The 26,392-nt window shown below is 68.2% G+C and carries 15 protein-coding genes; 8 read left to right on the top strand and 7 right to left on the bottom strand.

Going from position 1 to position 26,392, the window contains the following annotated elements; all coding sequences use genetic code 11:
• Nucleotides 1-23: 23 nt before the first annotated feature.
• Both L3V18_RS06980 and hemC read left to right on the top strand, forming a co-directional pair.
• Nucleotides 24-6,356, top strand: coding sequence for a putative Ig domain-containing protein (locus L3V18_RS06980; protein ID WP_425493489.1), 6,333 nt, complete (start codon nt 24-26; stop codon nt 6,354-6,356).
• 125 nt (nt 6,357-6,481) lie between these two features.
• Entirely contained in the window at nt 6,482-7,411 is a 930-nt protein-coding gene (hemC, locus tag L3V18_RS06975) for a hydroxymethylbilane synthase (RefSeq protein WP_237053959.1), read from the top strand.
• Between the two features lie 138 nt (nt 7,412-7,549).
• Here hemC and L3V18_RS06970 read toward each other — a convergent pair whose 3' ends face one another.
• The 7 genes from L3V18_RS06970 to L3V18_RS06940 form a co-directional block, all read right to left on the bottom strand.
• Complete coding sequence (locus L3V18_RS06970) at nt 7,550-8,203, bottom strand: DUF481 domain-containing protein (protein ID WP_237053958.1); 654 nt, start codon at nt 8,201-8,203, stop codon at nt 7,550-7,552.
• Between the two features lie 108 nt (nt 8,204-8,311).
• Nucleotides 8,312-9,040: a DUF481 domain-containing protein gene (locus tag L3V18_RS06965; protein ID WP_237053957.1), complete on the bottom strand. Its 729-nt coding sequence runs from the start codon at nt 9,038-9,040 to the stop codon at nt 8,312-8,314.
• Nucleotides 9,041-9,180: 140 nt separating this feature from the next.
• Nucleotides 9,181-10,098 (bottom strand): dimethyl sulfoxide reductase anchor subunit family protein, encoded by a 918-nt coding sequence (locus L3V18_RS06960; protein ID WP_237053956.1) that lies wholly within the window; start codon nt 10,096-10,098, stop codon nt 9,181-9,183.
• Nucleotides 10,099-10,183: 85 nt separating this feature from the next.
• Nucleotides 10,184-10,924, bottom strand: coding sequence for a 4Fe-4S dicluster domain-containing protein (locus L3V18_RS06955; RefSeq protein ID WP_305068977.1), 741 nt, complete (start codon nt 10,922-10,924; stop codon nt 10,184-10,186).
• The gene (locus L3V18_RS06950) at nt 10,921-11,157 is read right to left on the bottom strand and encodes a hypothetical protein (protein ID WP_237053955.1); all 237 of its coding nucleotides are present in this window, start codon (nt 11,155-11,157) and stop codon (nt 10,921-10,923) included. The genes L3V18_RS06955 and L3V18_RS06950 overlap by 4 nt, the downstream gene beginning before the upstream one ends.
• Complete coding sequence (locus L3V18_RS06945) at nt 11,154-14,042, bottom strand: molybdopterin oxidoreductase family protein (protein ID WP_237053954.1); 2,889 nt, start codon at nt 14,040-14,042, stop codon at nt 11,154-11,156. The genes L3V18_RS06950 and L3V18_RS06945 overlap by 4 nt, the downstream gene beginning before the upstream one ends.
• A 91-nt stretch (nt 14,043-14,133) precedes the next feature.
• Nucleotides 14,134-14,715 (bottom strand): LolA family protein, encoded by a 582-nt coding sequence (locus tag L3V18_RS06940; RefSeq protein ID WP_237053953.1) that lies wholly within the window; start codon nt 14,713-14,715, stop codon nt 14,134-14,136.
• A 116-nt stretch (nt 14,716-14,831) separates the two neighbouring features.
• Here L3V18_RS06940 and L3V18_RS06935 point away from each other — a divergent pair, with 116 nt between their 5' ends.
• The 6 genes from L3V18_RS06935 to L3V18_RS06910 all read left to right on the top strand — a co-directional run bounded on the left by L3V18_RS06935 (nt 14,832) and on the right by L3V18_RS06910 (nt 26,098).
• The gene (locus tag L3V18_RS06935; protein WP_237053952.1) at nt 14,832-15,797 is read left to right on the top strand and encodes a helix-turn-helix transcriptional regulator; all 966 of its coding nucleotides are present in this window, start codon (nt 14,832-14,834) and stop codon (nt 15,795-15,797) included.
• 22 nt (nt 15,798-15,819) lie between these two features.
• Complete coding sequence (locus tag L3V18_RS06930; protein WP_237053951.1) at nt 15,820-16,785, top strand: patatin-like phospholipase family protein; 966 nt, start codon at nt 15,820-15,822, stop codon at nt 16,783-16,785.
• A 285-nt stretch (nt 16,786-17,070) separates the two neighbouring features.
• Nucleotides 17,071-17,436 carry a hypothetical protein gene (locus L3V18_RS06925; RefSeq protein ID WP_237053950.1) on the top strand — a complete coding sequence of 122 codons (366 nt, stop codon included), beginning with the start codon at nt 17,071-17,073 and terminating at the stop codon, nt 17,434-17,436.
• 128 nt (nt 17,437-17,564) lie between these two features.
• Nucleotides 17,565-19,763: a prolyl oligopeptidase family serine peptidase gene (locus L3V18_RS06920; protein WP_425493477.1), complete on the top strand. Its 2,199-nt coding sequence runs from the start codon at nt 17,565-17,567 to the stop codon at nt 19,761-19,763.
• A 480-nt stretch (nt 19,764-20,243) separates the two neighbouring features.
• The gene (locus L3V18_RS06915) at nt 20,244-22,919 is read left to right on the top strand and encodes a fibronectin type III domain-containing protein (protein ID WP_237053949.1); all 2,676 of its coding nucleotides are present in this window, start codon (nt 20,244-20,246) and stop codon (nt 22,917-22,919) included.
• Entirely contained in the window at nt 22,916-26,098 is a 3,183-nt protein-coding gene (locus L3V18_RS06910; protein ID WP_237053948.1) for an RHS repeat-associated core domain-containing protein, read from the top strand. The genes L3V18_RS06915 and L3V18_RS06910 overlap by 4 nt, the downstream gene beginning before the upstream one ends.
• Nucleotides 26,099-26,392: the final 294 nt, after the last annotated feature.

Genomic DNA, 26,392 nt, shown 5'->3' with positions numbered 1-26,392 from the left:
GCGTACGCGGCCGTGGCAACGGCATCTGGTCACGAATCGCGACAGCCGGACTGCTCTGCTTGGCCGGGCTCTGGTCCGCGTCGGCATCGGCGCAGACGTCGACGTATTGCCCGACCCCGCTGACGGCGACGGTTGCGAACGGGGGTTCGGTTTCCGTCGACGTGAGCAGTTGCGACGGTCCGTTCGACGGCGGCATGAGCGGGCCGATCGCGCCCTTCGCCCAGCACGGCACCGTCACCATCGGCCCCAACAGCGGCGGCACCCAGTTCGTCGACTACGCCCACAACGGCAACTCGGCCACCAGCGACACGTTCTGGCTTGAGGACAACGACCTGGGTACGGTCCGGGTCGACATCACCATCTCGCCACCGACCTCGGCGATCGTGGTGTCGCCGTCCACGCTGCCGACATTGACCGCCGGCACTTCGTTCTCGCAACTGCTGACCTCGGCCGGTGGTACCGCGCCGTACGCCTACAGCCTGCAGAGCGGTGCGTTGCCGGCCGGTTTGAGCCTGGCGGCCAACGGGATGATCAGCGGCACCCCGACGCAGCGGGGCGGTTACACGTTCAGCGTGCGCTCGCAGGATTCGCTGGGCGACTTCGTCGACAAGGGCTACACCGGCACGGTGCAGAACCCGGCGCTGTCCATCGACCCGACCAGCGGCACGGCCATCCAGGGCATCGCGTTCTCGCAGACCCTGGTCGCCAGCGGCGGCGTGGCGCCGCATGACTTCATGCTGGAGTCTGGCACGTTCCCGGCCGGCATCAGCATCTCCAGTGCCGGCGTGATCAGCGGTACCACGGCCGCGGCACCGGGCGCCTATCCGGTCGTTCTGCGCGTGACCGACAGCAGCACCGGTCCCGGCGCCTATTTCGAGCTGGAGAACTACACGCTGACGGTCAGTTCGGCGCCCAGCGTGAGCATCGCGGTCTCTCCGGCCGCGGTAAGCGAGGACGGCGCGGCGACCCTGGTCTACACGGTTACCCGCAGCCTCAACCTGAGCTCGCCGACGGTGGTCAACCTCACCACCGGCGGCACCGCGACGTCCGGCGTCGACTACACCGGCGCCGTCGCGACGGTCACGATCCCCGCCGGCGCGACGACCGCGACGGTCACCATCGATCCGAGCGCCGACGGCACCGTGGAAGCCGACGAGACCGTCGTCCTGACCGTCGCCGCCGGCAGCGGCTACACGGTCGGCACCCCATCCAGCGCCACCGGCACGATCCTCAACGACGACGCGCCGGTCGCTTCGATCGCGGTCAGCCCGGCTTCGGTCGCCGAGGACGACGCGGGCAACCTGACCTACACCGTCAGCCTCGACCAGCCTTCGACCATCGCGCTCTCGGTCGGTTACCTGGTAGGTGGCACCGCGACCAACGGCAGCGACTATGCGCCGATCGCCTCGCCGGTGATCATTCCGGCCGGCAACACCAGCGCGACGGTCATCGTCGATCCGGTCTCCGATGCCACCATCGAGGCGGACGAGACCGTCACCCTGACGCTTGCCGCGGGTGCCGGCTACACCATCGGCACACCGGACAGCGCCACCGGCACGATCCTCAACGACGATCTGCCGGGGTTGACGATCGACGACGTCGCCTTCCCCGAAGGCGACTCCGGCACTTTCAGCGTGCCCTTCACCATCAGCCTGAGCTCGCCCGCGGGCCCGGGCGGGGTGAGCTTCGACATCGCCACCGCCGATGGCACCGCCACGGCGGGCAGCGACTACATCGCCAACAGCCTGGCCGGCCAGACCATTCCGGCCGGTAGCAGCACCTATGTGTTCAACGTCGATGTCAACGGCGATCTGCTCAACGAGCCCACTGAAACCTTCTTCGTCAACGTCACCAATGTGGTGGGCGCGATCGTCGTCGATGGCCAGGGCGTCGGCACGATCGCCAACGACGATGCGCAGCCGAGCCTGTCGATCGACGACGTGACCGTGGTCGAGGGCAACGGCGGCACCACGCTCGCCACGTTCACGGTGAGCCTGAGCGCCGCCAGCGGCCAGACCGTCAGCGTCGACTACGCGACCGCCGATGGCACCGCGGTCCAGCCGGGCGACTACACCGGCACCAACGGTACGTTGACCTTCACGCCTGGCCAGACCACCGCCACGATCGCCGTGCCCGTGACCGGCGAAACCGTCCCCGAGGCCGACGAGACCTTCTTCGTCGACCTGAGCGGCGCGAACAACGCGACCGTCGCCGACGGCCAGGGCGTCGGCACGATCAGCAACGACGACGTGCCGGTGACGGTGGGCCCCGGCACCGTGCCCAACGGAACCGCGGGTGTCGCCTACAGCCAGGCACTGACCGCCAGCGGCGGTAGCGGACCGTACGTCTTCAGCGTGACCGCAGGTGCATTGCCGGCAGGCGTGACGCTGTCGCCGGGCGGCGTGCTCGGCGGCACCCCGACCGCGGGCGGCAACTTCGGTTTCACCGTCACCGCGACCGATACCAGCCCGTTCCCGGGGCCGTTCAGCGGCAGCCAGGCCTACACCCTGGTGATCGACCCGGCCACGATCTCGCTGCCGGCGACCGCTCTGGCCGGTGGCATGCTGGGTGCCGCGTACAGCGAGGCGATCACGCCGGCGTCGGGCGGCAACGGACCCTACGGCTATGCGGTCACCGCCGGCGCGCTGCCGGGCGGGCTCGCCCTGGATCCGGCGACCGGTGCGATCACCGGCACCGCGGGCGCGCTGGGCACGTTCAACTTCAGCATCACCGCGACCGACAGCAGCACCGGAACCGGTCCATACACCGCCACCCAGAGCTACTCGATCGTGGTGACCGACCAGCCTCCGGTCGCCAACCCGGTTTCGGCAACGGTGGCCTACGGCGCCCCGGCCGGCAATGTCGCGCTGGACATCACCGGCGGCGCGCCGAGTTCGGTCGCGGTGGCGACCGCGCCGGGCCACGGCACCGCGGTGGCCAGCGGCACCACGATCACCTACCAGCCCGATCCCGGCTATGCCGGCCCGGACAGCTTCACCTACACCGCAAGCAACGGCGGCGGCACCTCGGCACCGGCGACGGTGACGATCACGGTCGGCGATCCGGTGATCTCGATCACTGCCGGCGGCAGTCTGAACGCGACGGTGGGCGCGGCCTACAGCCAGACCTTCACCTTCAACGGCGGGACGACGCCGTGGAGCGGCTACCAGGTCGCCAACCTGCCTGCCGGACTGTCGATCACCGGCACGACCGTGAATACGGTGACGGTCTCCGGTACCCCGACGCAGGCCGGCAGCTTCAGCCTCAACGTGTCGGCGACCGACAGCAGCACCGGCAACGGACCGTATTCGGTCGGCGAGGTGTTCGCGCTGGACGTGGCGGCGCCGGTGCTGAGCCTGTCGCCGACCGGTACCACCTTCAACGTGGGCTACGGCGCGGCCTATGTCCAGAGTTTTGCCGCCAGCGGCGGCGTCGGCCCGTACAGTTACGCCGTCAGCGGCAGCCTGCCGCCTGGCGTGAGCCTGTCCGGCGACACACTGTCGGGTGTGCCGACGGCGACCGGTACCTTCAGCTTCGCCATCACTGCGACCGACACCGGCGCCAGCGGAACCGGTTCGCCGTTCACCGTCTCGGAAAACTATGTGCTCGACGTCGGCGTGCCGACGGTGACGTTGAGCCCGGCCACGTTGCCGGCGGCCGATCCCGGCAGCCCCTACGCGCAGAGCCTGGGCGCAGGCGGCGGTGTCGCACCCTACGAGTTCGCCCTCGTCGGGGGTGCATTGCCGGCCGGTTTGACGCTTTCCGGCAGCGGCGCGCTGGCCGGCACGCCGACCGAGGTCGGTACGTTCGCGATCACCATCCAGGCGACCGATGCGCATGGCCAGACAGGCAGCCAGGGCTACAGCCTGGTGGTCAACGCGCCGACGCTGGCGATGGCGCCTTCGGCAGGCACGCTGACGCTGACCTACGGTGCGGCCTATTCGCAGGCCTTCGTCGTCAGCGGCAGCCCGGGGCCGTACAGCTATGCGGTGTCCGGCGCGCTGCCGGCCGGGGTCGTGTTCAGCGACGGCACCCTGTCGGGCACGCCGACCGCGTCGGGCAGCTATCCGGTCACGATCACCGCGACCGACACCACCCTGACCGGGACCGGTGCGCCGTTCTCGATCGCCCAGAGCTACACCCTGGAAGTGCCGGCGCCGGCGGTAACGATCGACCCGGCGACGTTGCCCGACACCACCGCGGGCCAGGCCTACGCCCAGGCGATCACCGCCAGCGGCGGCGTGGCTCCGTACACTTTCGCGGTCACGGCGGGGACATTGCCCGATGGCCTGGTGCTTGCCACCGATGGTGCGATGTCGGGTGCCGCGACGAGCTCGGGCAGCTTCGGTTTCACCGTGACCGCGACCGACGCCAATGGCCAGAGCGGCAGCCGTGCCTACACGATCGAGGTCGCGGTGCCGACGCTGGACCTGACGCCCACGGTGCTGGTCGAAGGCACCGCTGGATCGGGCTACGAACAGGTGCTGACCGTCGGCGGCGGTATCGCGCCATACTCGACGACGCTGGCTGGCACGTTGCCGGCGGGCATCGCGTTCGATGCCGCGACGCTCACCCTCAGCGGTACGCCGACCCAGGCCGGTGCGTTCGACATCAGCGTGACCGTCACCGACAGCACCACCGGTACGGCGGCGACGGTGACCCGCGACTACACCCTGACCGTCGCGGCGCCGGTACTTGTGTTGACTCCGGCCACACTGGCGGATGCCAGCGCAGGCGTTGCCTACAGCCAGAGCTTCGTCGCCGACGGCGGCATCGCTCCGTACAGCTACGCGGTTTCCTCGGGTGCGTTGCCGGCAGGGCTCGTGCTCGACCCCACGACCGGGGCGCTTGCCGGCACGCCGACGGTCGCCGGCAGCTTCGAATTCGCGGTGACCGCGACCGACAGCACCGCCGGCATGCCGGGCACCGCGACCAACGCCTACACGCTGACGGTGACCGCGCCGACCATCACCATCGATCCGGCGACCCTGCCCACCGGCGTGAGCGGACTGCCGTACACGCAGGCGCTCAGTGCGGCCGGCGGTTCGGCACCGTACGAGTTCGCGGTCACCGATGGCACGCTGCCCGGGGGACTCACCCTTGCCGGCGACGGCACCCTCGGCGGTACGCCTTCGGCCGGATCCTTCGAGTTCACCGTGACCGCGACCGATGCGCTGGGCTTCACCGGCGCACGGACATACGCGGTGGAGATCGTCGACCGCCCGGATCCGACCCGTGATCCGGAGGTGCGCGGGCTGCTCGAGGCGCAGGCCGACTCGGCGCGCCGGTTCGCGTCCGCGCAGATGGGCAATTTCCAGCAGCGGCTGGAGAACCTGCACGACAACCGCCAGGGCGCGCAGCTGAGCAACCGCCTGAGCTTCGCGATGAGCCAGCACTGCGCCGACCGGATCGGACGCAAGCCGGGTGACCCCTGCGACGACCTGGTCGCATCGACCGCTGCGGTGGGAGCCGGGCATCAGGAAGACGGCGCGCAACCCACGGCCGCCGACGGTTCGGCGTCGTCGCCGTTCGGGGCCTGGGTCGGGGGCGTCATCCGTTCCGGCAACCAGGATGGACGTGGCGGTGGCGCCGGCGTCGACTTCGAGACCGACGGCATCAGCGCCGGCGTGGACTATCGCGTCAGCCCCGCCTTTGCGTTCGGCGGCGGCATCGGTCTGGGTCGCGACGACAGCGATGTCGGCGACAACGGCAGCCGGGTCGAGGGCGATGCGTATGCGCTCGTGCTGTACGCCAGCTATCATCCTGGCGACCGCTTCTTCCTCGATGGCCTGCTGGGCTACCAGCGCCTGTCCTACGACCTGCGCCGCTACGTGACCCCGACCGGCGGCTTCGTGCACGGTTCCCGCGACGGCACGCAGTGGTTCGGATCGCTGTCCGCCGGTGCCCAGTACCAGCGCGACAACTGGCAGCTGACCCCATATGCCCGGATCGACGTGTCGAGCGCGAACCTGGACGCCTACGTCGAGCGCGGCGACCCGGTCTACAGTCTTGCCCATGGCGAGATGGACGTGGACTCGACCACCGGCAATCTCGGCTTCCGCTTCGAGTCGCGCCGGATCACGAGCTGGGGCGCGTTCGCACCGCAGGCGCGGCTGGAGTACCAGTACGATTTCGACGGCGACAGCAGCGCGACCATGCAGTATGCGGACCTGCTGACAGCGCCGCTGTACCACGCCACTCTGGTCGGCTTCGACCGCAGCCGGGTGATGATCGGGCTCGGCGCGATGTTCTACCTGCCGCGTGACATGTCGCTGCGGGCCGAGTATCGCGGCCTGTTCGGCAACGGTGGCGACCGCGACAATGGCCTCATGCTGAACTTCGAGAAGGGCTACTGATCGCGGTGCGGTCGCGGTAGCCCACGACGACCGGAGGCCACAGCGGGCCTCCGGTCTGCATTCGGCCGGGGTGGGTCGGGGCCCGCCTTTTCCGTGGTTGTCGTCGCCTGGGCGATAATCCGCGGATGAAGACCCTGCGTATCGCCACCCGCAAGAGCCCGCTCGCCCTCTGGCAGAGCGAACACGTCGCCGCCCGCCTGCGCAGCGCCCACCCGGACCTGCAGGTCGAGCTGGTGCCGATGAGCACGCGCGGCGACCAGGTCCTGGACCGTTCGCTGGCCGCGATCGGCGGCAAGGGCCTGTTCCTGAAGGAGCTGGAGGTGGCGATGCAGCGCGGCGAGGCCGACTGCGCGGTGCATTCGCTGAAGGACGTGCCGATGGAGCTGGAGCCGGGCTTCGAGCTGGCGGCGGTGCTGGAACGCGCCGATCCGGCCGACGCCTTCATCAGCCCACGGTTCGCGGGCATCGACGCGTTGCCGCATGGCGCGGTGGTGGGCACTTCCTCGCTGCGTCGGCAGGCGCAACTGCGTGCGCTGCGCCCTGACCTGCAGTTGCGCGATCTGCGCGGCAACGTGAATACGCGCCTGGCCAAGCTGGACGCGGGCGAGTACGACGCGATCGTGCTGGCCTGCGCGGGCCTGCAGCGGCTCGGGCTGGCGTCGCGGATCGGCGTGCGCCTGCAGGCACCGGCATGGTTGCCGGCGCCGGCCCAGGGCGCGATCGCGATCGAATGCCGCGGTGGCGACGAACGCGTGCAGGCGCTGTGCGCGGTGCTCGATCACGCGCCGACCCGCACCTGCGTCGAAGCCGAGCGGGCGATGAACCGCGCGCTGCACGGCAGTTGCCACGTGCCGGTGGCGGCGCTGGCGGCCCTGGAAAGTGGGGCGCTACGACTCGACGGCCTCGTCGGCGACGCCGCCAGCGGGCGTGCGGTGCGCGCGTCGGCACAGGTCGAGGCAGCCGGCGACATCGATGCGGCGGAAGCGCTGGGTGCCGAAGTCGCCGACCGCCTGCTCGCGCAAGGCGCGCACCAACTGATCGACGCCCATCTCTGACCACCATCTCCATGTGCCTCCGAGGGGCCATGTACGGAAGGTTGGTCGGGTTGCGCCGGCACATACCGTGGCGGGCTTCTACTCCGTATATGCGGCCTTTGCTGCCATCCGGGATCGTCGCGCCGGCTGTCCGGCCGGCTAGAACCGGCGGCGGATCCCGAGCCAGCTCTCGGCGGTCTCGCTGCCGCTGGCGCCGTAGGTGCGGTGGCGGATCACGTAGTCGGTTTCAAGCGTCCACGCAGGCCACAGGTCGATGTCCAGGCCCAGCGACTGCTTGACGAAGGACTGGCCGTTGCCGGTTTCGAACAGCACGTGCTGCGACAGGCGGGCGCGCTCGCCGAACTGGCGGCCGAAGTCGATCGAGCCGCGGAACACCGGGCCGGCCTGGCCGATGCCGTCGTCGGAACGCGGTGCGAGCCGGTAGCCTGCGCCGAACTCGACGCCCAGCTGCACCGGCCCGTCGCGCAGAACCTGGATGCCGTAGAGCGTGCCGATGCGCCAGCGGTTGGAATAGTTGTCGCGGTGCTCGCGCGCCCGTGCCGGCGCCGACAACCGGACCCAATGCCTCTGGCCAGGCAGGCTCGGCGCGGTGCTGCGCCAGTCGGTGGCGCGGCCGTGCAGTTCGATCGCACTGGCCAGCCGCCACTCGGCATCGTTGCAGCGCAGCGACAGGCAACTGCCACGCCGGCGCGCCTGGACGATCGCCTGCTCGATCATCACAGGCTCGCCCAGGGCGGGTGTCGGCAATGTCAGGAATGGGCTGAACAGGGCCAGCCCCAGCACGGCGGACATCGGAGCGCAGTTGTCGCAGGAAGCGGGAGACCCTGATTATGCCAATTCAGGTTTGCGGAAGTATTCCGCATGCCGGCGCCCGGCCGATCGCATGGGATCGGGCGCCGCTCAGAAGTCGTAGGCGACGTTGACCGTGGTCAAGGTGTCGGTCTTCTTCGTTCCCGGCAGCACATCGGTGTTGTGGCGGGTTTCCAGTCCGGCCTTCAGCGCCAGCGCCTCGGTCATCTTCACCTTCAGGCCGATGTCGTTGCGGATGAAGGTGTTGTCGCTGCCGGCCTCGACCAGCATCGCATCGTGGAGCGAGGTGGTTTCGGTGAGCCGGTGCGAGAAGTCCATCGTGCCGCGGACGATGGTCTCGTTGTTGTGCACGCGTACGCCCTGCAGCTTGGCCCAGCGGTAGCCGGGACCGATCTCGAACACCAGGCGGGTGGTGTCCGATTCGATCGCTTCGTAGCCATAGCCCAGCGCCGCGGTCCACTGGTACTCGTTGGATGCGAAATGATCGCGCTCGTTGCGGATCGAGCCGAACAGGTAGCTGCGGTCGTTGATGTTGTAGCCGCTGTCGGCGAAGAACTCGTAGCGGTAGGCGTTCTCGACGTCGTCACTGCGGCCGTACAGGAACGAAGCGCCCAGCGCGTGGCGCCAGGTGGCGTCCTCGAAGCCCATCGCCAGCTTGCCGACCAGGGTCTCGCTGTCGGTATTGCCTTTGCTCACGGCCAGCCCGAGTTCGCCGGTGCCGCTCCAGACCGGAGCCGCGTCGACCGCGGTCGGCTCTTCGGCCAGGGCGGGCAAGGAGAGTGCGACCAGCAGGCCGAGGGTCAACAGGTGCTTGTGCATGAGGCTCCGGATCAAGGCAGGGGCAGGCCTGGAATGGACAAAAGCAATGGCCGGCGGGGAGCCGGCCATCGGGAGCGCCATTCTACGCAACTGGCGGGCAAAACCGCCGATTGGACGCCAATTGCGGTTAACGCGCGTTGTCAGTAGTAGGCCATCACCGCATGGCGGGCTTCGGCGAAGAACAGCCAGCGTTCGACGAAGGCGCCGGACAGCACCGCGAGCGCGGCCATCGCGGCGGCAGGCGCCTGTGCGGCCGGCCAGGCCAGTGCGGTCGCCGCCAGCAGCAGCGGCAGGCCTGCGAACAGGAGCAGCGCGATGCGTCGCAGCCGCGCGGCATGCCGGCGCGCGAGCGCGAAGCCCATCTCGCGGGTGATGTAGTTGGCCTCGGTATGCGGTCGCTCGAACACGCCGACCGTGCGGCCGGGCAGGCCCACTGCATTGCCCGGATCGGCCGGCAGGGCGCCGCGATCGATGTCGCGCCAGTAGCGCCACTTCGCCGCGGCCAGCAGCAGGCCGAGGCCGGCGACCGCGACGGCAAGCGCCGTCGGGGCCCCGCCCCGCATCGCCAGTGCGAGCGCCAGCCCCGACTGCGCGGCGAACAGCAGGTAGACCGGCACCACCAGCGGGTGACGCCACGCCGGGATCGGCTTGAGCGACGCGTAGATCATCGCGGTGCAGACCACGGTCAGCGCCGCCAGCGCCGCCAGCGCCAGCCCCAGCCACGGCGTCGTACGTTCCGCCGGCCCGCCCGGCCACGACGTCAGCGCGATGATCGCGAATGCCGGCAGGTAGGTGAGCACGGCCGCCACGCCTTCGCGCGAAAGCCATGAGCTGCGCCATTGCGAGAATGCCCGCCATGCACGCAGCGGCTTGCCGAGATGAAAGGTCGAGCTGAGCAGGCCGATGCTGGCCAACGCCAGCCCCGACACGATCGCAACCGCCAGCGCAACGCCCGCCGGCGCCCGCCCCAGCATCAGGGCCGTGCCGGCCCAGGCCAGCAGCCCGTAGCCGGCGCCGGACAGGGTGGTGAAGAAGATGACCGAAAGAGCGGGGTTCATGCAGTCCTCGTTGGCACACGGCATCCATGCGACGAAGCGGCCGCGTGGCGGCCGACCGGAGGGTCGAAGCGGTTCACGCGCGGTCTCAGCGGCTCAGCACCCGGTCGAGCCAGCGCAGCACCGGCGACAGCGCGGCGGTATCGAGCGGCTCCTGCTCCTGGAGGTCGTCCTGACCGGCGCGGCGCGGACGCGGCGGCAGGTACTTGTTGGTCGGCTTGTAGCCCAGCTCGGGCATCAGGTCGACGCCGCCGCGTTCCGCCACCAGCCTGGAGACCTTCGACTCCGGATCGGCGAGATCGCCGAAATGACGGGCGCGGGTCGGGCAGGCCTGCACGCACGCGGGCTGGCGCTCGCGCTCGTCGAGGTTCTCGTTGTAGATGCGGTCGATGCACAGCGTGCATTTCTTCATCACGCCCTCGACCTCGCTGTACTCGCGCGCTCCGTAGGGGCAGGCCCATGAGCACAGCTTGCAGCCGATGCACTTGTCCTCGTCGACCAGCACGATGCCGTCCTCGGCGCGCTTGTAGCTGGCGCCGGTCGGGCACACGCTCACGCACGCCGGCTGTTCGCAATGCAGGCAAGAGCGCGGGAAATGCAGGGTCATCGCCGGTTGCGTGCCGGTGGCGGCGACCTCGTAGCTGTGCACGCGGTTGAACCAGACGCCGGAGGGTTCCTTGCCATAGGGCTGCTCGTCGGTCAGTGGTGCGGCGAAGCCGCCGGCATTCCATTCCTTGCAACTGACCGCGCAGGCATGGCAGCCGACGCAGGTATCCAGGTCGATGACCAGGCCGAGCTTCTTCTTCGATGGCGGCGGCAGGCCGGTCATTTGCGGTTTCCTCCCGAAGTTCTGCCACGCAGCAGCACCAGTCCGACCACGAACGCGCCCAGCGCGATCAGCAGGAACGGCACCAGGCCGACGAAGGCGGCGGTCAGCGATTCAGGCGGGGCGTCGCCGGCGCCTGGACCGAGTACACCCAGGCCGAGCAGCACGACCAGCGCGAAACCCAGCAGGATGCAGAGCACGCCGGCAACGCGGCGGGAGGACGAGGGAGGGCTCATGCGGATTCCTCTTCGTGCCCGGCCCGGCGCGCGCGGAAGCCGGCGCCATAGCGCAGCGGCGCCTCGTCGGCCCGGCCCATCCGGAGCGGTTCGAACTGCGGCGCGGTTTCGCTCTGCGGGGCCGCCGGTGCGATCCGCACCCGCAGGTCGAACCAGGCCGCCTGGCCGGTGACCGGGTCGGCGTTGGCGTAGTCGCCGTTGGGAGTGATGTCGGAGATCAGGTGGTTCAGCAGGAAGCCCTTGCGGCCCTCCGGCGCGTCCTTGTCCAGCCGCCAGGCGCCGCGGCGCTTGCCGATCGCATTCCAGGTCCAGACCGTGTCCGGCTGCACGTTGCCGGCGAACTTCGCCTGCACGGTGATTTCGCCGTGATGCGAGGTGACGGTGATCCAGTCCTCATCGTCGATGCCATGCCTGGCGCCGGTATCCGGATGCAGGTACAGGTAGTTGCGTGTCGTGATCTGGCGCAGCCAGGCATTCTGCGAGCCCCAGGCGTGGTACATGAACATCGGCCGCTGGGTGACCGCACTGAGCGGGAACCGGATGTTGGCGTCGGCGGCCTGCGCACCCTCGAACGGCTCGTACCAGATCGGCAGCGGATCGAAATAGGTGGCGACGCGTTCGCGGTGTGCCTCCGGCGGTCGTGCCGCGCCATGTCCCTGCGCGGCGAGCCGGAACTTCTGCATCGTTTCCGAATACAGCTGCAGCACGATCGGTTCGTCGTGGCCGAGGAAGCCCATGTGCCGGGCCCAGTCGAGGTAGCCGCGGTTGGCCATCTTGTAATAACGCGCGTGCTCCGGGATCTCGCTGCGCCAGAAGCCGCCGTTGTCGATGTAGCGCTGCAGTTGCTCCGGGTTCGGCGGACCCTTGGCGTCCAGTTCGCCGTGGTCGCCGCGCCAGCCGGCGAGCAGCCCGACGCCGGGCGCGCGCTCGTGGTGGGTGATGTAGTCGGCGTAGTCGCGGTAGCGCGGCGAGCCGTCCTCGTGCACCAGCCCGGGCAGGCCGAGCCGCGCGCCGAGCTCGATCAGCACCGACTGGAAGCCGCGCACGTCACGCCCCGCACGCTGTTTCGCCGGGTCCAGCACCGGATGCCGGATCGCGTCGCTGGCACCGTCGGCGTCGGAGATCGGCCGGTCGAGCAGGCTGATCGCATCGAAGCGTTCCAGATAGGTGGTATCCGGCAGCACCAGGTCGGCGTAGGCGACCATCTCCGACGCGTAGGCATCGCTGTAGATGATCCGCGGGATGCGGTACTCGCCGTCGTCGTTCCTGTCGGTCAGCCAGCCGATCGTCTCGGCGGTGTTCATCGCCGAGTTCCAGCCCATGTTGGCCATGAACATCAGCAGGGTGTCGATCCGGTACGGGTCGCCGGCCCAGGCGTTGCGGATCACCGTGTGCATCATCCCGTGCGCGGACAGCGGATAGGCCCAGGAATACGCATGGTCGATGCGGCGCGGCTGGCCGTCGGCGTCGGTCACCAGGTCCTCGGGGCCGTGCACGAAGCCCAGCGGCGCCGCATCGAGCACGCCGTCCGGACCGCGGCTCCTGCCCGGGCGGTTCGGAGGCGCGATCGGCTTCGGGAACGGCGGCTGGTAGCGGAACGAGCCCGGGGTGTCGACCGCGCCCAGCAGCATCTGCAGCAGGTGCAGTGCGCGGCAGGTATGGAAGCCGTTGCTGTGCGCGCTGATCCCGCGCATCGCGTGCATCGACACCGGACGCCCGACCATCTCGGCGTGCTCACGGCCCCAGGCGTCCGTCCATGCGACGGGGATGCGGATCTCCTGCTCGAAGGCGGCGTCGGCCAGTTCGCGCGCGATCCGGCGGATCGTCGCCGCCGGCACTCCGCAGCGTCCGGCGACGGCGTCGGGCGAATACTGCGGGTCGAGGTAGCGCTCGGCGAGCAGGTGGAACACCGGGTGCGCGCGTCGGTCGTCGGCCAGGACGTACTCGCCGACCACCGCGGGCGAGATGCCGGTCGCGCCGGCGGCGACGGCGCAGTCGCCGCCGCGATCCCAGCACAGCGGCCGGCCTTCGCCATCGCGCGCGAACAGGCCGTCGTCGGCTCCGCCAGGATTGGCGATCACCAGCCAGTGCGCATTCGCATGGCGCACGAGATAGTCGAGATCGATGCGGTCGGCCTTCAGCAGTTCGTGGATCAGCGCAAACGCGAACAGCCCGTCGGTGCCGGGGCGGATCCCGATCCATTCGTCGGCGATCGCCCCATAGCCGCTGCGCACCGGGTTCACAGCGACGATCTTGGCGCCATTGGCCTTGACCTTGCCCAGGCCGAGCTTGATCGGATTGGAATCGTGATCCTCGGCCACGCCCCACAGCATCAGGTATCTCGTGTGCTCCCAGTCCGGTTCGCCGAACTCCCAGAAGCTGCCGCCGAGCGTGTACAACCCTCCGGCGGCCATGTTGACCGAGCAGAAGCCGCCATGCGCGGCATAGTTGACCGTGCCGAACTGCTGCGCCCACCAGCCGGTCAGCGCCTGGCTCTGGTCGCGGCCGGTGAAGAAGGCCAGCTCGTCGGGATTGCGCTCGCGGATCGGCGCCAGCCACGCGGTCGCGATCTCCAGTGCCTCGTCCCACTCGATCTCGCGGAACTCGCCGCTGCCGCGTTCGCCGACCCGCAGCAGCGGCTTGTCCAGCCGTGCCGGCGAGTAGTGCTGCATGATCCCGGCCGAGCCCTTCGCGCACAGCACGCCCCGGTTGACCGGGTGGTCCGGGTTGCCCTGGATGTAGCGGATCTGTCCGTCCTGCAGCCACACCTTGATGCCGCAGCGGCAGGCGCACATGTAGCAGGTCGTGGTCTTGACCTCGTCGCCGGGCGTCGGCGACAGGTCGATGGCGGGCTCGGCGGGGCCGAGCGGGCTGGAACCGGGCATGGCGCATATTGTGCGCCGCCGGCCACGGCTTGGCGAGGCGGGCGGTGTGGGCGACGGCACCCGCGGGCCTGGCCCGGCGGATGCACCGCGATCAGCGCGGCGCGTCGATCCGGATCGACGGGTCGTCGAAGTCGCGGTAGCGGATGCGCACGGTGCGCTGCCTGTCGCCGGAACCGCCGGTGGTCTCGATCTGCAGCGGCAGGCCGCTGTGTTCGGAGATCCAGGTCCTGACGTCGGCCTTGCCGTGGCGGGTGGTGGTGTAGCGATAGACCTGCGCCGGTTCGCCGTCGACGCTGTCGCCGCCCAGCGCCTCTACCGCCAGGTCCTGTTCCTTCAGCGCGTCGCGGTCGCGGTACTGGCGGGTCAGGTCGCCGGCCGGCATCGGCAGCTTCATCGTGCGGCCGTCCATCTCCATGTACAGGGTGTTGCCGATCACCAATTGGCTGGGTCCACCGGGCAGCCGGATCCGGTAGCGGTCGGGGGCGACGAACTCCATCTCGGTCAACTGGCTGCCATCGGACGCATCGCTGACGGTGGCGCGGAAACGGTCCGCGTCGAGGAACTTCCCGTAGGCCGCGTGCAGCTCGTCCCTGGGGTCGGCGAGGGCCGTCGCGGGGCCCAGCATCGCAGCGGCGATCAGCAGCTTCGACAGCATGGAATGGGGGTTGGACATGGCGGCTCCTTGCACGGATGGCGCCCGATGGCCGGGCGATGCCATGCTTAACGCACAAAGCCGTCGTACCCTGCCACTTCTCCTTCCGGATTCCGGGCCACCCCCACATCTCCGCCATGGAACGCATCGAACGCATCCACGCCCTCCACCGCATCCTCTCCAGCGCCCGCTATCCGGTCACCGTGCAGCGGCTGATGGAGGAACTGGAATGCTCGCGCGCTACCGCCTATCGCGATCTGGCCTACCTGCGCGATTTCCTGATGGCGCCGGTGGTCGGCAACGGCGAGGCGGGCTTCAGCTACGACGCCGGCGAGAAGGACCGCTTCGAGCTGCCCGGGCTGTGGTTGAGCTCGCAGGAACTGCACTCGCTGCTGGCTGCCCAGCAGCTGCTGATGCGCAGTGGTGGCGGGGTGCTGTCGAACGCGCTGGCGCCGCTGCAGCAGCGCATCGAGAAGCTGCTCGACGAGCACGCGGGCGGCCGCCGGGTGCCGATGGAACGGGTGCGGGTGGTGCCGCATCGCACCCGCAAGCTCGACGAGCATGCGTTCCGTACCGTCGCCACCGCGGTGCTGGACCGCAAGCGGCTGACGTTCGAGTACCGCGCGCGCTCGACCGACGAAACCACCCGCCGCGAAGTGTCGCCGCAGCGGCTGACCCACTACCGCGACAACTGGTATCTCGACGCCTGGGACCATGCACGCGACGCGCTGCGCAGTTTCGCGGTCGACCGGATCATGTCGGCGAAGCTGGGCGAGGTGGCTGCGGTCGACGTGCCCGAGGAGGAGCTCGACCGCCAGCTCGCGTCCAGCTATGGCATCTTCTCCGGCACCCCGAAGGGCTGGGCGACGATCGTGTTCAACGCGAAGGCCGCGCGCTGGGTCGCCGACGAACACTGGCATTCGCAGCAGCAGGGACGGTTCCTGCCCGATGGCCGCTACGAGCTGAAGCTGCCCTACAGCAACGGCCGCGAACTGCTGATGGATGTTCTGCACTACGGCAGCGACGCCGAGATCGTCGAGCCGCCGGTGCTGCGCGAGCAGGCGCGCGCACTGCTTTCGCTGGCATTGAGCCAGTACGACTGAGGCCGCCGGAAGTTCCGGACCCATGATGGCCGCCGATCCGCCCCGCATCCGCAGTCACGAGCACGTCGCCCTGGTGCTGGGCGCCGGCGGAGCCCGCGGGCTGGCACAGATCGGCGTGATCGAAGCGTTGCTCGCGCGTGGGCTGAAGATCGTTTCGGTCGCCGGTTCCTCCGCAGGCGCGCTGGTCGGCGGGCTGTACGCCGCCGGCCAGCTGGAGATCTACCGCGACTGGCTGCTGGGCCTGAACCGCGCGCAGATGCTGCGCCTGCTCGACCCGGCGCTCGGGCGTCCGGCGCTGTTCGAGGGCGACCGCCTGATCGCGACGCTGCGCGAGCTGACCGGCAGCCCGCGGATCGAGGATCTGCCGATCGACTACACCGCGGTCGCGGTCGACCTGGTGCGCCAGCGCGAGGTATGGCTGCGCGAGGGCGACCTGTGGGATGCGGTGCGCGCGTCGATCGCGATCCCGGGGGTGTTCACCCCGCACCGGCTTCACGGCCGTGAACTGGTCGACGGCGGGCTGCTGGCGCCGCTGCCGATCGCCGCCAGCCGCCTGTCCGACGCGCAGAGACTGATCGCGGTCGACATGCACAGCTGGCCGGAACGTCCGCCAGGGGCGCCGGCGCGGCAGGAGGGCGAGGAGCTGCACGAGTCCCCCACGGATGTGCCCTCCGGAGGGGCCTGGCGTCGGCGCTTCGATCGCTGGCTGCACCGGAATGCAGGCGCTGCCGCCGATCGGCACGACGGCGGTGATGCGGCGGCGCTAATCGATGTCCCCGGCCGCATGGGGTTCGGCGAGCTGATGGCGCGATCGCTCGACACCATGCAGGCCCAGATCGCGCGCGTGCAACTGGCGCTGGACCCGCCCGAGCTGGTGATCCGGATCCCGCGCGACGCCTGCCAGTTCTACGAGTTCTGGCGTGCGGCCGAGCTGATCGAGCTGGGCCGCAGCGAGGCCGGAAAGGCGCTCGACGCCGCCGGTTACTGATTCCCGCCGTCGAAACCGCCTTACCTCGAGGATCCCGGCAGGAGCGGCGCAAGCCGCGATGAAGGTTTGCCGGCAAGGCCCGGATCGCAGCTCACGCAGCTCCGACGGACGAAGCCGTCCTTCAGCGCCCGGATGCACACCGAAGCCACTCGTGGCAGTGGCCCAGGCCCGCGATGGAGGCCTGCCGCAGGAGCGGCACGAACCGCGATCCGAACGCCTCTTCGCCCTGTCTCAGCCACAGAGATGGAGAGCGGCGACAGTGGTTCCACAGAACAGGAGCCCGTCATGAACACCGTCCATGCCCGCCGTTCCCACGCCACGTCCTTCTCCGGCCGTGCCGAGCCGCGACCGTATCCGCATCCGCATCCGCTGCTCGACGAAGTGCTGCGCGGCGCCGTCGCGATCGGCGCGCTGCTGCTGATCCTGGTGCCGGAGACGCGGGGCATGCACCCGCAGCTCGGCTGGTTGCCGCTGTGGCTGCTCGGCATGCCGCTGGTCGCGTGGTGGGCCGCATACCGGTTCCCGCTGCCGGGGCGGACGAGGGGCGGCCCATCGTCCCGCGAGACTCCACCAGTGCGTCGCCGGTTGCCGCAGGCCCGCCGCCGGGCACGGCCGCGGGCGCCGGTCGGCCGGGTGCGCGCGGTCGCCTGAAATGGCCCGCTCGGGCGAGCCGCCCCGTCCCGCCCCGCGTCCGGGTACAGGGCGGGACGGAGGGCATGCGGAGGAAGAGCTGTGTTAGCGTTTCCGGTCCGTATCAACATCATTCAACGGGAACGCCCATGCCCCAGCTGTCCATGCCCCGGCGCACGTTGTCGACCCTGAGCCGGGCCTGCCGAGCCGTTCTGGTCTCCACCAGCTTCGCCACCGCCCGTCTCGCCGCTGTCGGCTTCGTCACCGCCGGGCTTGCGGCTGCCGCGGGCGTCGCCCATGCCGAGGAGGCCGTCGTGACCGATCGTTACCAGTGGCTCGAGGACGTGACCGGCGAGAAGCCGCTGGACTGGGTCCGCGCCGAGAATGCCAAGACCGAGGCCGAGCTGGCCGCGACGCCCGGATTCAAGACGCTGGAATCGGACATCCGCACCATTCTCGATTCCGACGCCAAGATTCCCGGCGTGCAGAAGATCGGCGACTACTACTACAACTTCTGGAAGGACAAGCAGCACGAACGCGGCCTGTGGCGCCGCACCACCCTGGCCGAATACCGCAAGGACAAGCCGCAGTGGGAAACCGTGCTCGACCTGGACGCGCTGAACGAGGCCGAGGGTGAGAACTGGGTCTGGCACGGCGCGCAATGCCTGCGCCCCACGTCTCCGGGCGAGGCATACGACCGCTGCCTGATCGCGCTGTCGCGCGGCGGCGCCGATGCGGACGTCACCCGCGAGTTCGACCTGACGACCCGGACCTTCGTCGAAGGAGGCTTCTTCCGCCCCGAGGCGAAGGGCGGGTTGGGCTGGATCGATCGCGACACCGTCTACGTCTACACCGACTTCGGCGAGGGCAGCATGACCGAGTCCGGTTACCCGCGCATCGTCAAGCAGTGGAAGCGCGGCACCCCGCTGTCGGCGGCGGAGGTGGTATACGAAGGCCGGTCCGACGACATGTACATCGCCGCCGTCCACGACGACACCCCGGGCTTCGAGCGCGACTTCGTCAGCCGCACGCTCGCGTTCTACAACGACGAGCTGTACCTGCGGAACGCCGACGGCACGCTGGCGAAGATCGACGTGCCGAACTCGGTCAACAAGAACGTGCACAAGGAATGGCTGCTGCTGGAGCTGCGCGAGCCGTACGGCGTCGGCGGCCACGAGTACCCGGCCGGCAGCCTGATCGTCGCAGACTTCGACGACTTCATGGCCGGCAAGCGCGAGTTCACCGCGTTGTTCACCCCCAGCGAGAGCACTTCGCTGGCCAGCTACACCTGGACCCGCGACCACCTGGTCCTGAACGTGCTCGACGACGTCAAGAGCCGGCTGAGCGTGCTGGATCCGGCGGATGGCGAGTGGAAGCGCAGCGAATTCACCGGCGCCCCCGACTTCGGCACGATCGACGTCGGTGCGGTCGATCCGGTCGACAGCGACGCGGTGTGGATGACGGTCGCCGACTACCTGACCCCGACCACCCTGTACCTGGCCGACATCGGCGAGCAGCCCGAGGCGCTGAAGTCGATGCCGGCGTTCTTCGACGCGTCAGGCAAGGTGATCGAGCAGCACTTCGCGACCAGCGAGGACGGTACCCGCGTGCCGTACTTCCTGGTCCGCCCGGAGGGTCTGGCCTACGACGGCAAGGCGCCGACCCTGCTGTACGGCTATGGCGGCTTCGAGATCTCGCTGACCCCGGGCTATTCGGCCGGCGTCGGCAAGGGCTGGCTGGAGAAAGGTGGCGTCTACGCGGTCGCCAACATCCGCGGCGGCGGCGAGTACGGTCCACGCTGGCACCAGGCCGCACTCAAGGCCAACCGCCACAAGGCCTATGAAGACTTCGCCGCGGTCGCGAAGGACCTGGTCGCGCGCGGCATCACCTCGCCTGAGCACCTCGGCGCGCAGGGCGGCAGCAACGGCGGCCTGCTGACTGGCAACATGCTGACCCGCTATCCGGAGCTGTTCGGCGCGATCGTCGTGCAGGTGCCGCTGCTGGACATGCAGCGCTACCACAAGCTGCTGGCCGGCGCGTCGTGGATGGCCGAGTACGGCGACCCGGACAAGCCCGAGGAATGGGCCTTCATCAAGACCTTCTCGCCGTACCACCTGTTCGATCCGGCCCGGCAGTACCCGCCGGCGATCTTCATGACCTCGACCCGCGACGACCGCGTCCATCCGGGCCATGCCCGCAAGATGGCCGCGCAGATGCTCGATGCCGGCAAGGACGTGCGCTACTACGAGAACATCGAGGGGGGCCACGGCGGCGCGGCAAACAACGCCCAGGCCGCCCACATGTCGGCTCTCGCCTACACCTTCCTGTGGGAGGAATTGGCCGAGTAGGTTTCGGAGCCGAAGCGGGACCTTTTCGGTCCCGACGATCCGCCTCCGAGCAGCTGCAATCGGCGGGGCGAAAGCCCCGCCGTTGTCGTTTTGGGGTCATCTCGACCGGCGGATTCCCTGCATATCGCCAGCCGTGCCCGTGGTCGAAGTCGCGGGCCTTCGAAGCCTGTCCGCCTTCGGCAGTTTGATGTGGAGAGAGGGTTGAATGCCTGACGGTCTCAACGCCTGAGAGGCGGACGAGACATGATCATCCACCAGGCCGGGTATGGCTCTCGGAGCGGTTGTACGACGCATCCGGTGTGCAGCGATTCGGCGACGGCGGCATCGTGACGTCTGTGGTGTAGGGGAAGTTACCGGTTGTCCGGGCCGGCGGCCGATGGTATGAATTGCGTCACATTTTTAACGTGAAATGAACCTGGAGCGATGTTCCGGGGTTCTGGGGAGCGCGGCCGGTCACGGCTGCAACGGAAGGAAAAGTTGATGAGAACGATGCAGTGGGTGGTGGCCGCGGCGCTGTTGGCGGCCGGGGGGACGGTTTGCGCTCAGGACGAAGGCAAGGCGCCCTGGGAGGAGTACGACAAGCTGATCGACAAGCGTTCGGCGATCACCTCGTTGGGGCCGGACCTGTTCGGGGACAATGTCGATCTCAATACCGGCGCGTTGTCGTTCTCGGCCACCGACGTCGGCGTGCCCGGCAACAACGGATTGGCCGTCGCGGTCGGGCGCCGCTACAGCGTCGAAAATCATGGCGCCAACCGCGATATCGACGGTTACGACCTGCCGTTCGCGGACTGGGACCTGGACGTGCCGCGGATCAGCGGCGTCTTCGCGACCACCTGGCACGACCAGCGCTGCAGCGGGGCGACGCAGCCGCCGGCGGTGAAGGTCAGCGACAAGTATTTCCAGCCCCATGAGTACTGGCAGGGCAACCAGGCCAGCCTGCCCGGCGGTGGCGAGATGCTGATCGGCAGTGCGTCGACGACCCGGCCGGCAACCGGCGGTCCGTGGCGCTGGACCACCGATGGCCAGACCTGGTTCAGCTGCCTGTCCGCGATCCAGAACGGCAGCGGAGAGGGCTTCCTGGCGATCACCGCCGACGGTACCCGGTACTGGTTCAACCGCATGGCCCAGTACGTGGAAGCGAAACTGAAAGACAAGAACAGCAACGGGGTGCCGATCTACCTGCCGCGGCGCAGGAACGTGCTGTACGCGACCCGGGTGGAGGACCGTTTCGGCAACTGGGTCACCTACACCTACACCAATGCCTACAACGCACCGGCCCGGCTGACCGCGATCGCCTCCAGCGACGGCCGCGGCATCACCCTGGGGTACAACGCCAACGGCAAGATCGGCACCGTCAACGACGGCACCCGGACCTGGCAGTACGAGTACGCCTCCGTGGGAACCGGAAAGAGCACGCTCACTGGCGTGGTGCTGCCCGACGGTAGCCGCTGGTCGATCGATTTCGCGGCTTTCAGTGAAGCCGGCATCGACTACAACAAGAACACCGACCCCGGCGATTTCGTCCGCAACTGCTTCAATCCTGGCGACATCCTCAACAAGACATCCGTCGTCGGCACCATTTCGCATCCTTCGGGCGCGACGGGCACCTTCACCGTGTTTCCGAAGCGCCATGGCCGGTCCAATGTGCCGGCCCTGTGCGGCAACTATTCGACGCCATACAACGATCCGAACGACGATGTCGCCTATTACCCGATCAACTGGGATTCCTATTCGCTGACCCGCAAGCAGATCAGCGGTCCGGGGCTGGCCACGAATGCATGGACCTACGACTACAGCAGCACGGTGACGTGGTTCCTGCCGCCGAGCGGAGGCGGGCATCCCGTCTGCCAGGACTCGAACGGCTGCGAGGCCCCCCAGTGCACCGACGACAGTTGCGCCGGTACCGCCCTGACCACGGTCACTGCGCCGGACGGGAGCTGGACCCGCTATGCCTTCGGCAACAGCTACCGCTACAACGAAGGCAAGCTGCTGAGGATCCAGAAGGGCACCGGCTCCACACCGTTGCACACCGAGCGGATCGAGTACGTGCTGGCCCAGTCCGGGCAACCGTATCCGACTCCGATCGGCGACAGCCCGCAGGCGCGCGGCAATGCCTTCACCAGCGAATACATCCGCCCGCAGAAGCGCCGCGAGATCGTCCGCGAGGGCTCGCGCTACATCAACGAGGTCGAGCAGTTCGATTCGTTCGCGCGGCCGCTGCGCGTGCGCAAATACAGCTTCGCAACCGGCGGCTCCCATGTGGATCCGCCGAGCAGCGCGCCATCCTTGAACGTCCCCGCCAGCAGTGGGGGGAGTTTCAACGTGAGCTGGGCTGAGGTGAACTCGGCGACCGAGTACCGCCTGGAGCAGAGCAAGGACGGCGGCGGCTGGGTGCAGGTCTACAGCGGATCGGGTCTGAGCAAGACGCTCTCGGGCCTGGGCAACGGGACATACGACTATCGTGGCCTGGCCTGCAATGCCGGCGGTTGCAGTGGCTACTCCGCAACCAGGACGACGGTCGTGACCGTGCCACCGTCCGGGGTGCCTGTACTGTCGGCCCCGGCCACGGACAGCGATGGTGCATTCACGGTGAGCTGGCCGGCCGTCAGCGCGGCGACCAGCTATCGACTGGAGCAGCGCAAGGACGGTGGCGGCTGGGCCGAGATCTACAATGGCAGCGGCTTGAGCAAGAACGTCTCCGGACTCGGAAGCGGCACCTATGATTATCTTGGCCGCGCCTGCAACGCAGGGGGATGTGGCGGCTACTCGGAGATGAAGACCACGGTCGTGTCGGCCCCGGTTCCTGGCGTTCCGGTGTTGTCTGCTCCGCAAAGTGCCAACACCAACCAGGACTTCACCGTCAGCTGGACTGACGTGGGCTCCGTGACCCACTACGAACTGCAGTCAGGTGATGGCTCCGCCGCGGGCTGGGCGACGATCTATACCGGCACGGCGACCAGCCGTATCCAGAATCACAGGTTCGAAGGCGAATACAGTTACCGTGTAAGAGCCTGCAACGCGAATGGTTGCAGTGCGTTCTCGACTGCCAGGAAGGTCAGCGTAGTGGGTGGTGGAGGGGGCGACCCATTGGTCGCCGAGCCGGTGTCGTCGCAGGACGAACAGCCGCAGCCGAGCGAAGGAGACGGCGAATGAGCGCGCGCAAGGAGGGGCTGCGGCCGGCGATCTTCTCCGCACTGATGGCGATGGGCGCGATGACGCCGGGCATCGCCCTGTCGGCGGACTACGACAGGACCGAGGTCATCACCTACCACGACGATACCGGCGCCTGGGTGCTGGGCCAGGTCGCGTCGGTGACCGACGTCGAGAGCGGCCGGATCGTCTCGCAGACCCAGTACGACGGAAACAACCTGCCCCACAAGCGGTACAGCTTCACCCTGCTCAAGCAGACCCTGCTCTACAACGCCGACGGTACGCTCAGGACCGTCGCCGACGGCCGCAGCAACGTCACCACGCTGTCGAACTGGAAGCGCGGGATTCCGCAGAGCATCGGCTACGCCGATGGCGTCAGCCAGAGCGCGGTGGTCAACGACGACGGCACCCTCGCGTCGGTGACCGACGAGAACGGCTACAAGACCTGCTACGCCTACGATGCGATGGGCCGGCTGAGCCAGGTGACCCATCCATCCGAGAGCGCGGCCGGGGTCTGCGACACGTCGGCGTGGGCGCCGACCACGCAGGTGTTCGAGCAGGTGGACGTCGCCGAGGGCGGCATCCCGGCCGGCCACTGGCGGCAGACCGTCAGCACCGGCAATGCCCGCAAGCTCACCTTCTACGATGCGCTGTGGCGGCCGCTGATCGTGCAGGAGTACGAGGTCGGCAACTACGAAGCGACCAAGCGCTTCAACACCTTCGCCTACGACCACGACGGGCGCACGTCGTTCGCCTCGTACCCGAGCCTGGTGTACAACTCGACGGCCGGCACCCATACCGGTTACGACGCGCTGGGGCGGGCGATCCGGGTCGAGCAGGACTCGGAGCTGGGCCTGCTGGTCACCACCACCGTGTACGGCAACAATACCAGCGGCGACTACGTCAAGGTGACCAATCCGCGGGGCAAGATCAGCCACTCGTGGTTCCAGGCTTTCGACCAGCCTGGCTACGACACGCCGGTGACGCTCTGGCATCCGGAAGGGGCGTTCACTCACATCAGCCGCGACGACTTCGGCAAGCCGACCCGGATCCGGCGCAGCAACAGCGCCAGCCCGACAGGCGGTACCACCGCGCTGGACCGCCACTACCTCTATGGCGGGGCAGAGCGCCTGTGCATGGTGACCGAGCCCGAAACGGGCTCGCAGGTGGTGTGGTATGACGGCGCGGACAATCTGGTCCGGTCCGCGGCAGGGCTGAGCATCGGAGTCGGCACTTCCTGTCCCGACGCAAAAGCCCAGGCGACGGCGTCCGGTCGCCTGGTCAACCGCAGCTACGACGCCCGCAACCGGATCACCGCACTGACGTTCCCGGACGGCCGCGGCAACACCACCCATACCTATACGCCCGACGGGCTGCCGGAGACGGTCACCGTCAACAACGACGGCGGCAGCGACCAGATCGTCACCACCACCTACGCGTACAACAAGCGCCGCCTGCCCGTGCAGGAGCGGATGCAGTGGAACACCATCGACTGGTCGGTCACGCATGAATACAACGCCAATGGCCACCGCTCGGCCCAGTCCTGGCACGGCATCACCGTCGACTACGCGCCCAATGCGCTAGGCCAGCCGACCAAGGCCGGCACCTTCGCCAGCAACGTCAGCTACTACCCGAACGGGGCGATCAAGCAGTTCACCTACGGCAACGGCATCGTCCACACGCTGACCCAGAACGCGCGGGGCCTGCCGGACACCAGCACCGACGCCTACGGCAGCACCAAATTCCTGGCCGACAGCTACGACTTCGACGCCAATGGCAACGTCGCCGCGATCACCGACGGCGCCACCGGTCGCAACCAGCGCGGCAACCGCGACATGGTCTACGACGGCCTGGACCGGCTGACCAGTACGACCTCGCCGATGTTCGGCACCGCGACCTATGCCTACGACGTGCTGGACAACCTGACCCGGGTCAAGCTCGGCGGCGGCCCGGCGGTGCGCGACCACCACTACTGCTACGACGCGAACTGGCGGTTGACCAACGTCAAGACCGGCAGCTGCGGCGGCACCACGGTGGTCGGGCTGGGCTACGACGTGCAGGGCAACCTGGCCAACAAGAGCGGCGCCACGTTCGATTCCGACTACGGCAATCGCCTGCGCAGCGCCACGGTGGGTGCGGTGACCAGCCAATACGCCTATGACGGGCTGGGCCGCCGGGTCTGGGACTACACCAGCCACAACAAGTACAGCCAGTACACGCAATCGGGCGAACTGGCGATGACCGTCGACCAGCGCAAGAGCGTGATCAGCGAGTACATCTATCTGGCCGGCAGTCTGATCGCGACCCGTGAGCGTTATACGCCGACCAACACCTACACGACCAAGTACCAGCACACCGACGCGCTGGGCAGCCCGGTGGTGATCACCGACGCCAACCGCACCGTACTGGAACGTCGCGAGTACGAACCCTACGGCAAGCAGCTGACCCCGACCCCGCAGGACGGCCCCGGCTACACCGGCCACGTGTTCGACGCCGCGACGGGCCTGGTCTACGCCCAGCAGCGCTACTATGACGACGACATCGGCCGGTTCCTGTCAGCCGACCCGGTGACGCCGTACAGCAACGGCGATACACGATACTTCAACCGCTACTGGTACGCCGCCGGCAATCCTTACAAATACACGGATCCTGATGGTCGTGTCCTCGATACCATCGCTGACATCGGGTTTATCGCTTACAGCGGCTACAAGCTAGCAACGGAACCGAGTTGGACGAATGCAGCAGCATTGGGCGCGGATATTGTTGGAGCCGCCGTTCCATTTGCAACTGGGTTAGGAACTGCGGTAAGGGGGGCAAGTCATGGCGTTGATGCCGCCAGAGCTGCTGACAATGGCGCAGACGGCGCCAGATTTACGGTCACTCCAAACGGGACGGCGCTTGATACATCGGCAGACGTGAACTTGGTAAGTACCTCTAAGCCAACGAGCGAAGGGGGTGATTTCATGCAGATCCATAGTAGCCATAGGGATGCCAAGGCCGGAGATGTGCGTAGTCACACGCACACCTCTGAATCGCATACGAATCCGAAGACTGGAGTGACGCGAACGACTCGGTCAGACGCTCGCCCGACTACTTCTGACGATATTGATCGTGCTGATGCAGCAGTTAGGTCTGGTGAAATGCGGCAGCGACATAGCCGCGATGACAAGGGGGGGAGATGACACAGTTTGCTCTCGTGAAAGTCTGTGTGGATGCCGGAGAGGACGTTTTCCGACATCTGAAGCCATGTCCTGACAAAGGTCTGATTGCTGATGCCTCGCGATCAATATTCGGTGAGAGCGCTCAGATATATGAACTGACGCCTAACGGGTGTCCTTTTGATGATCTATATTTATCAGCTCAGCGCGGCATTGCTGATGGGCTTGGCGTTGGTTCTACGGAGCTGTTTTCCCTTCTAGGTAGGCTTCGCACCAGTTGTGTCGAGATTGCTCTTTGGTATGGAGATTCCTTTCTTG

The organism is Marilutibacter chinensis (assembly GCF_021725675.1).
Classification (GTDB): Bacteria; Pseudomonadota; Gammaproteobacteria; order Xanthomonadales; family Xanthomonadaceae; genus Marilutibacter; species Marilutibacter chinensis.
The sequence above is the reverse complement of the archived record's forward strand: the minus strand, read 5'-3'. Positions and strand labels throughout refer to the sequence as shown.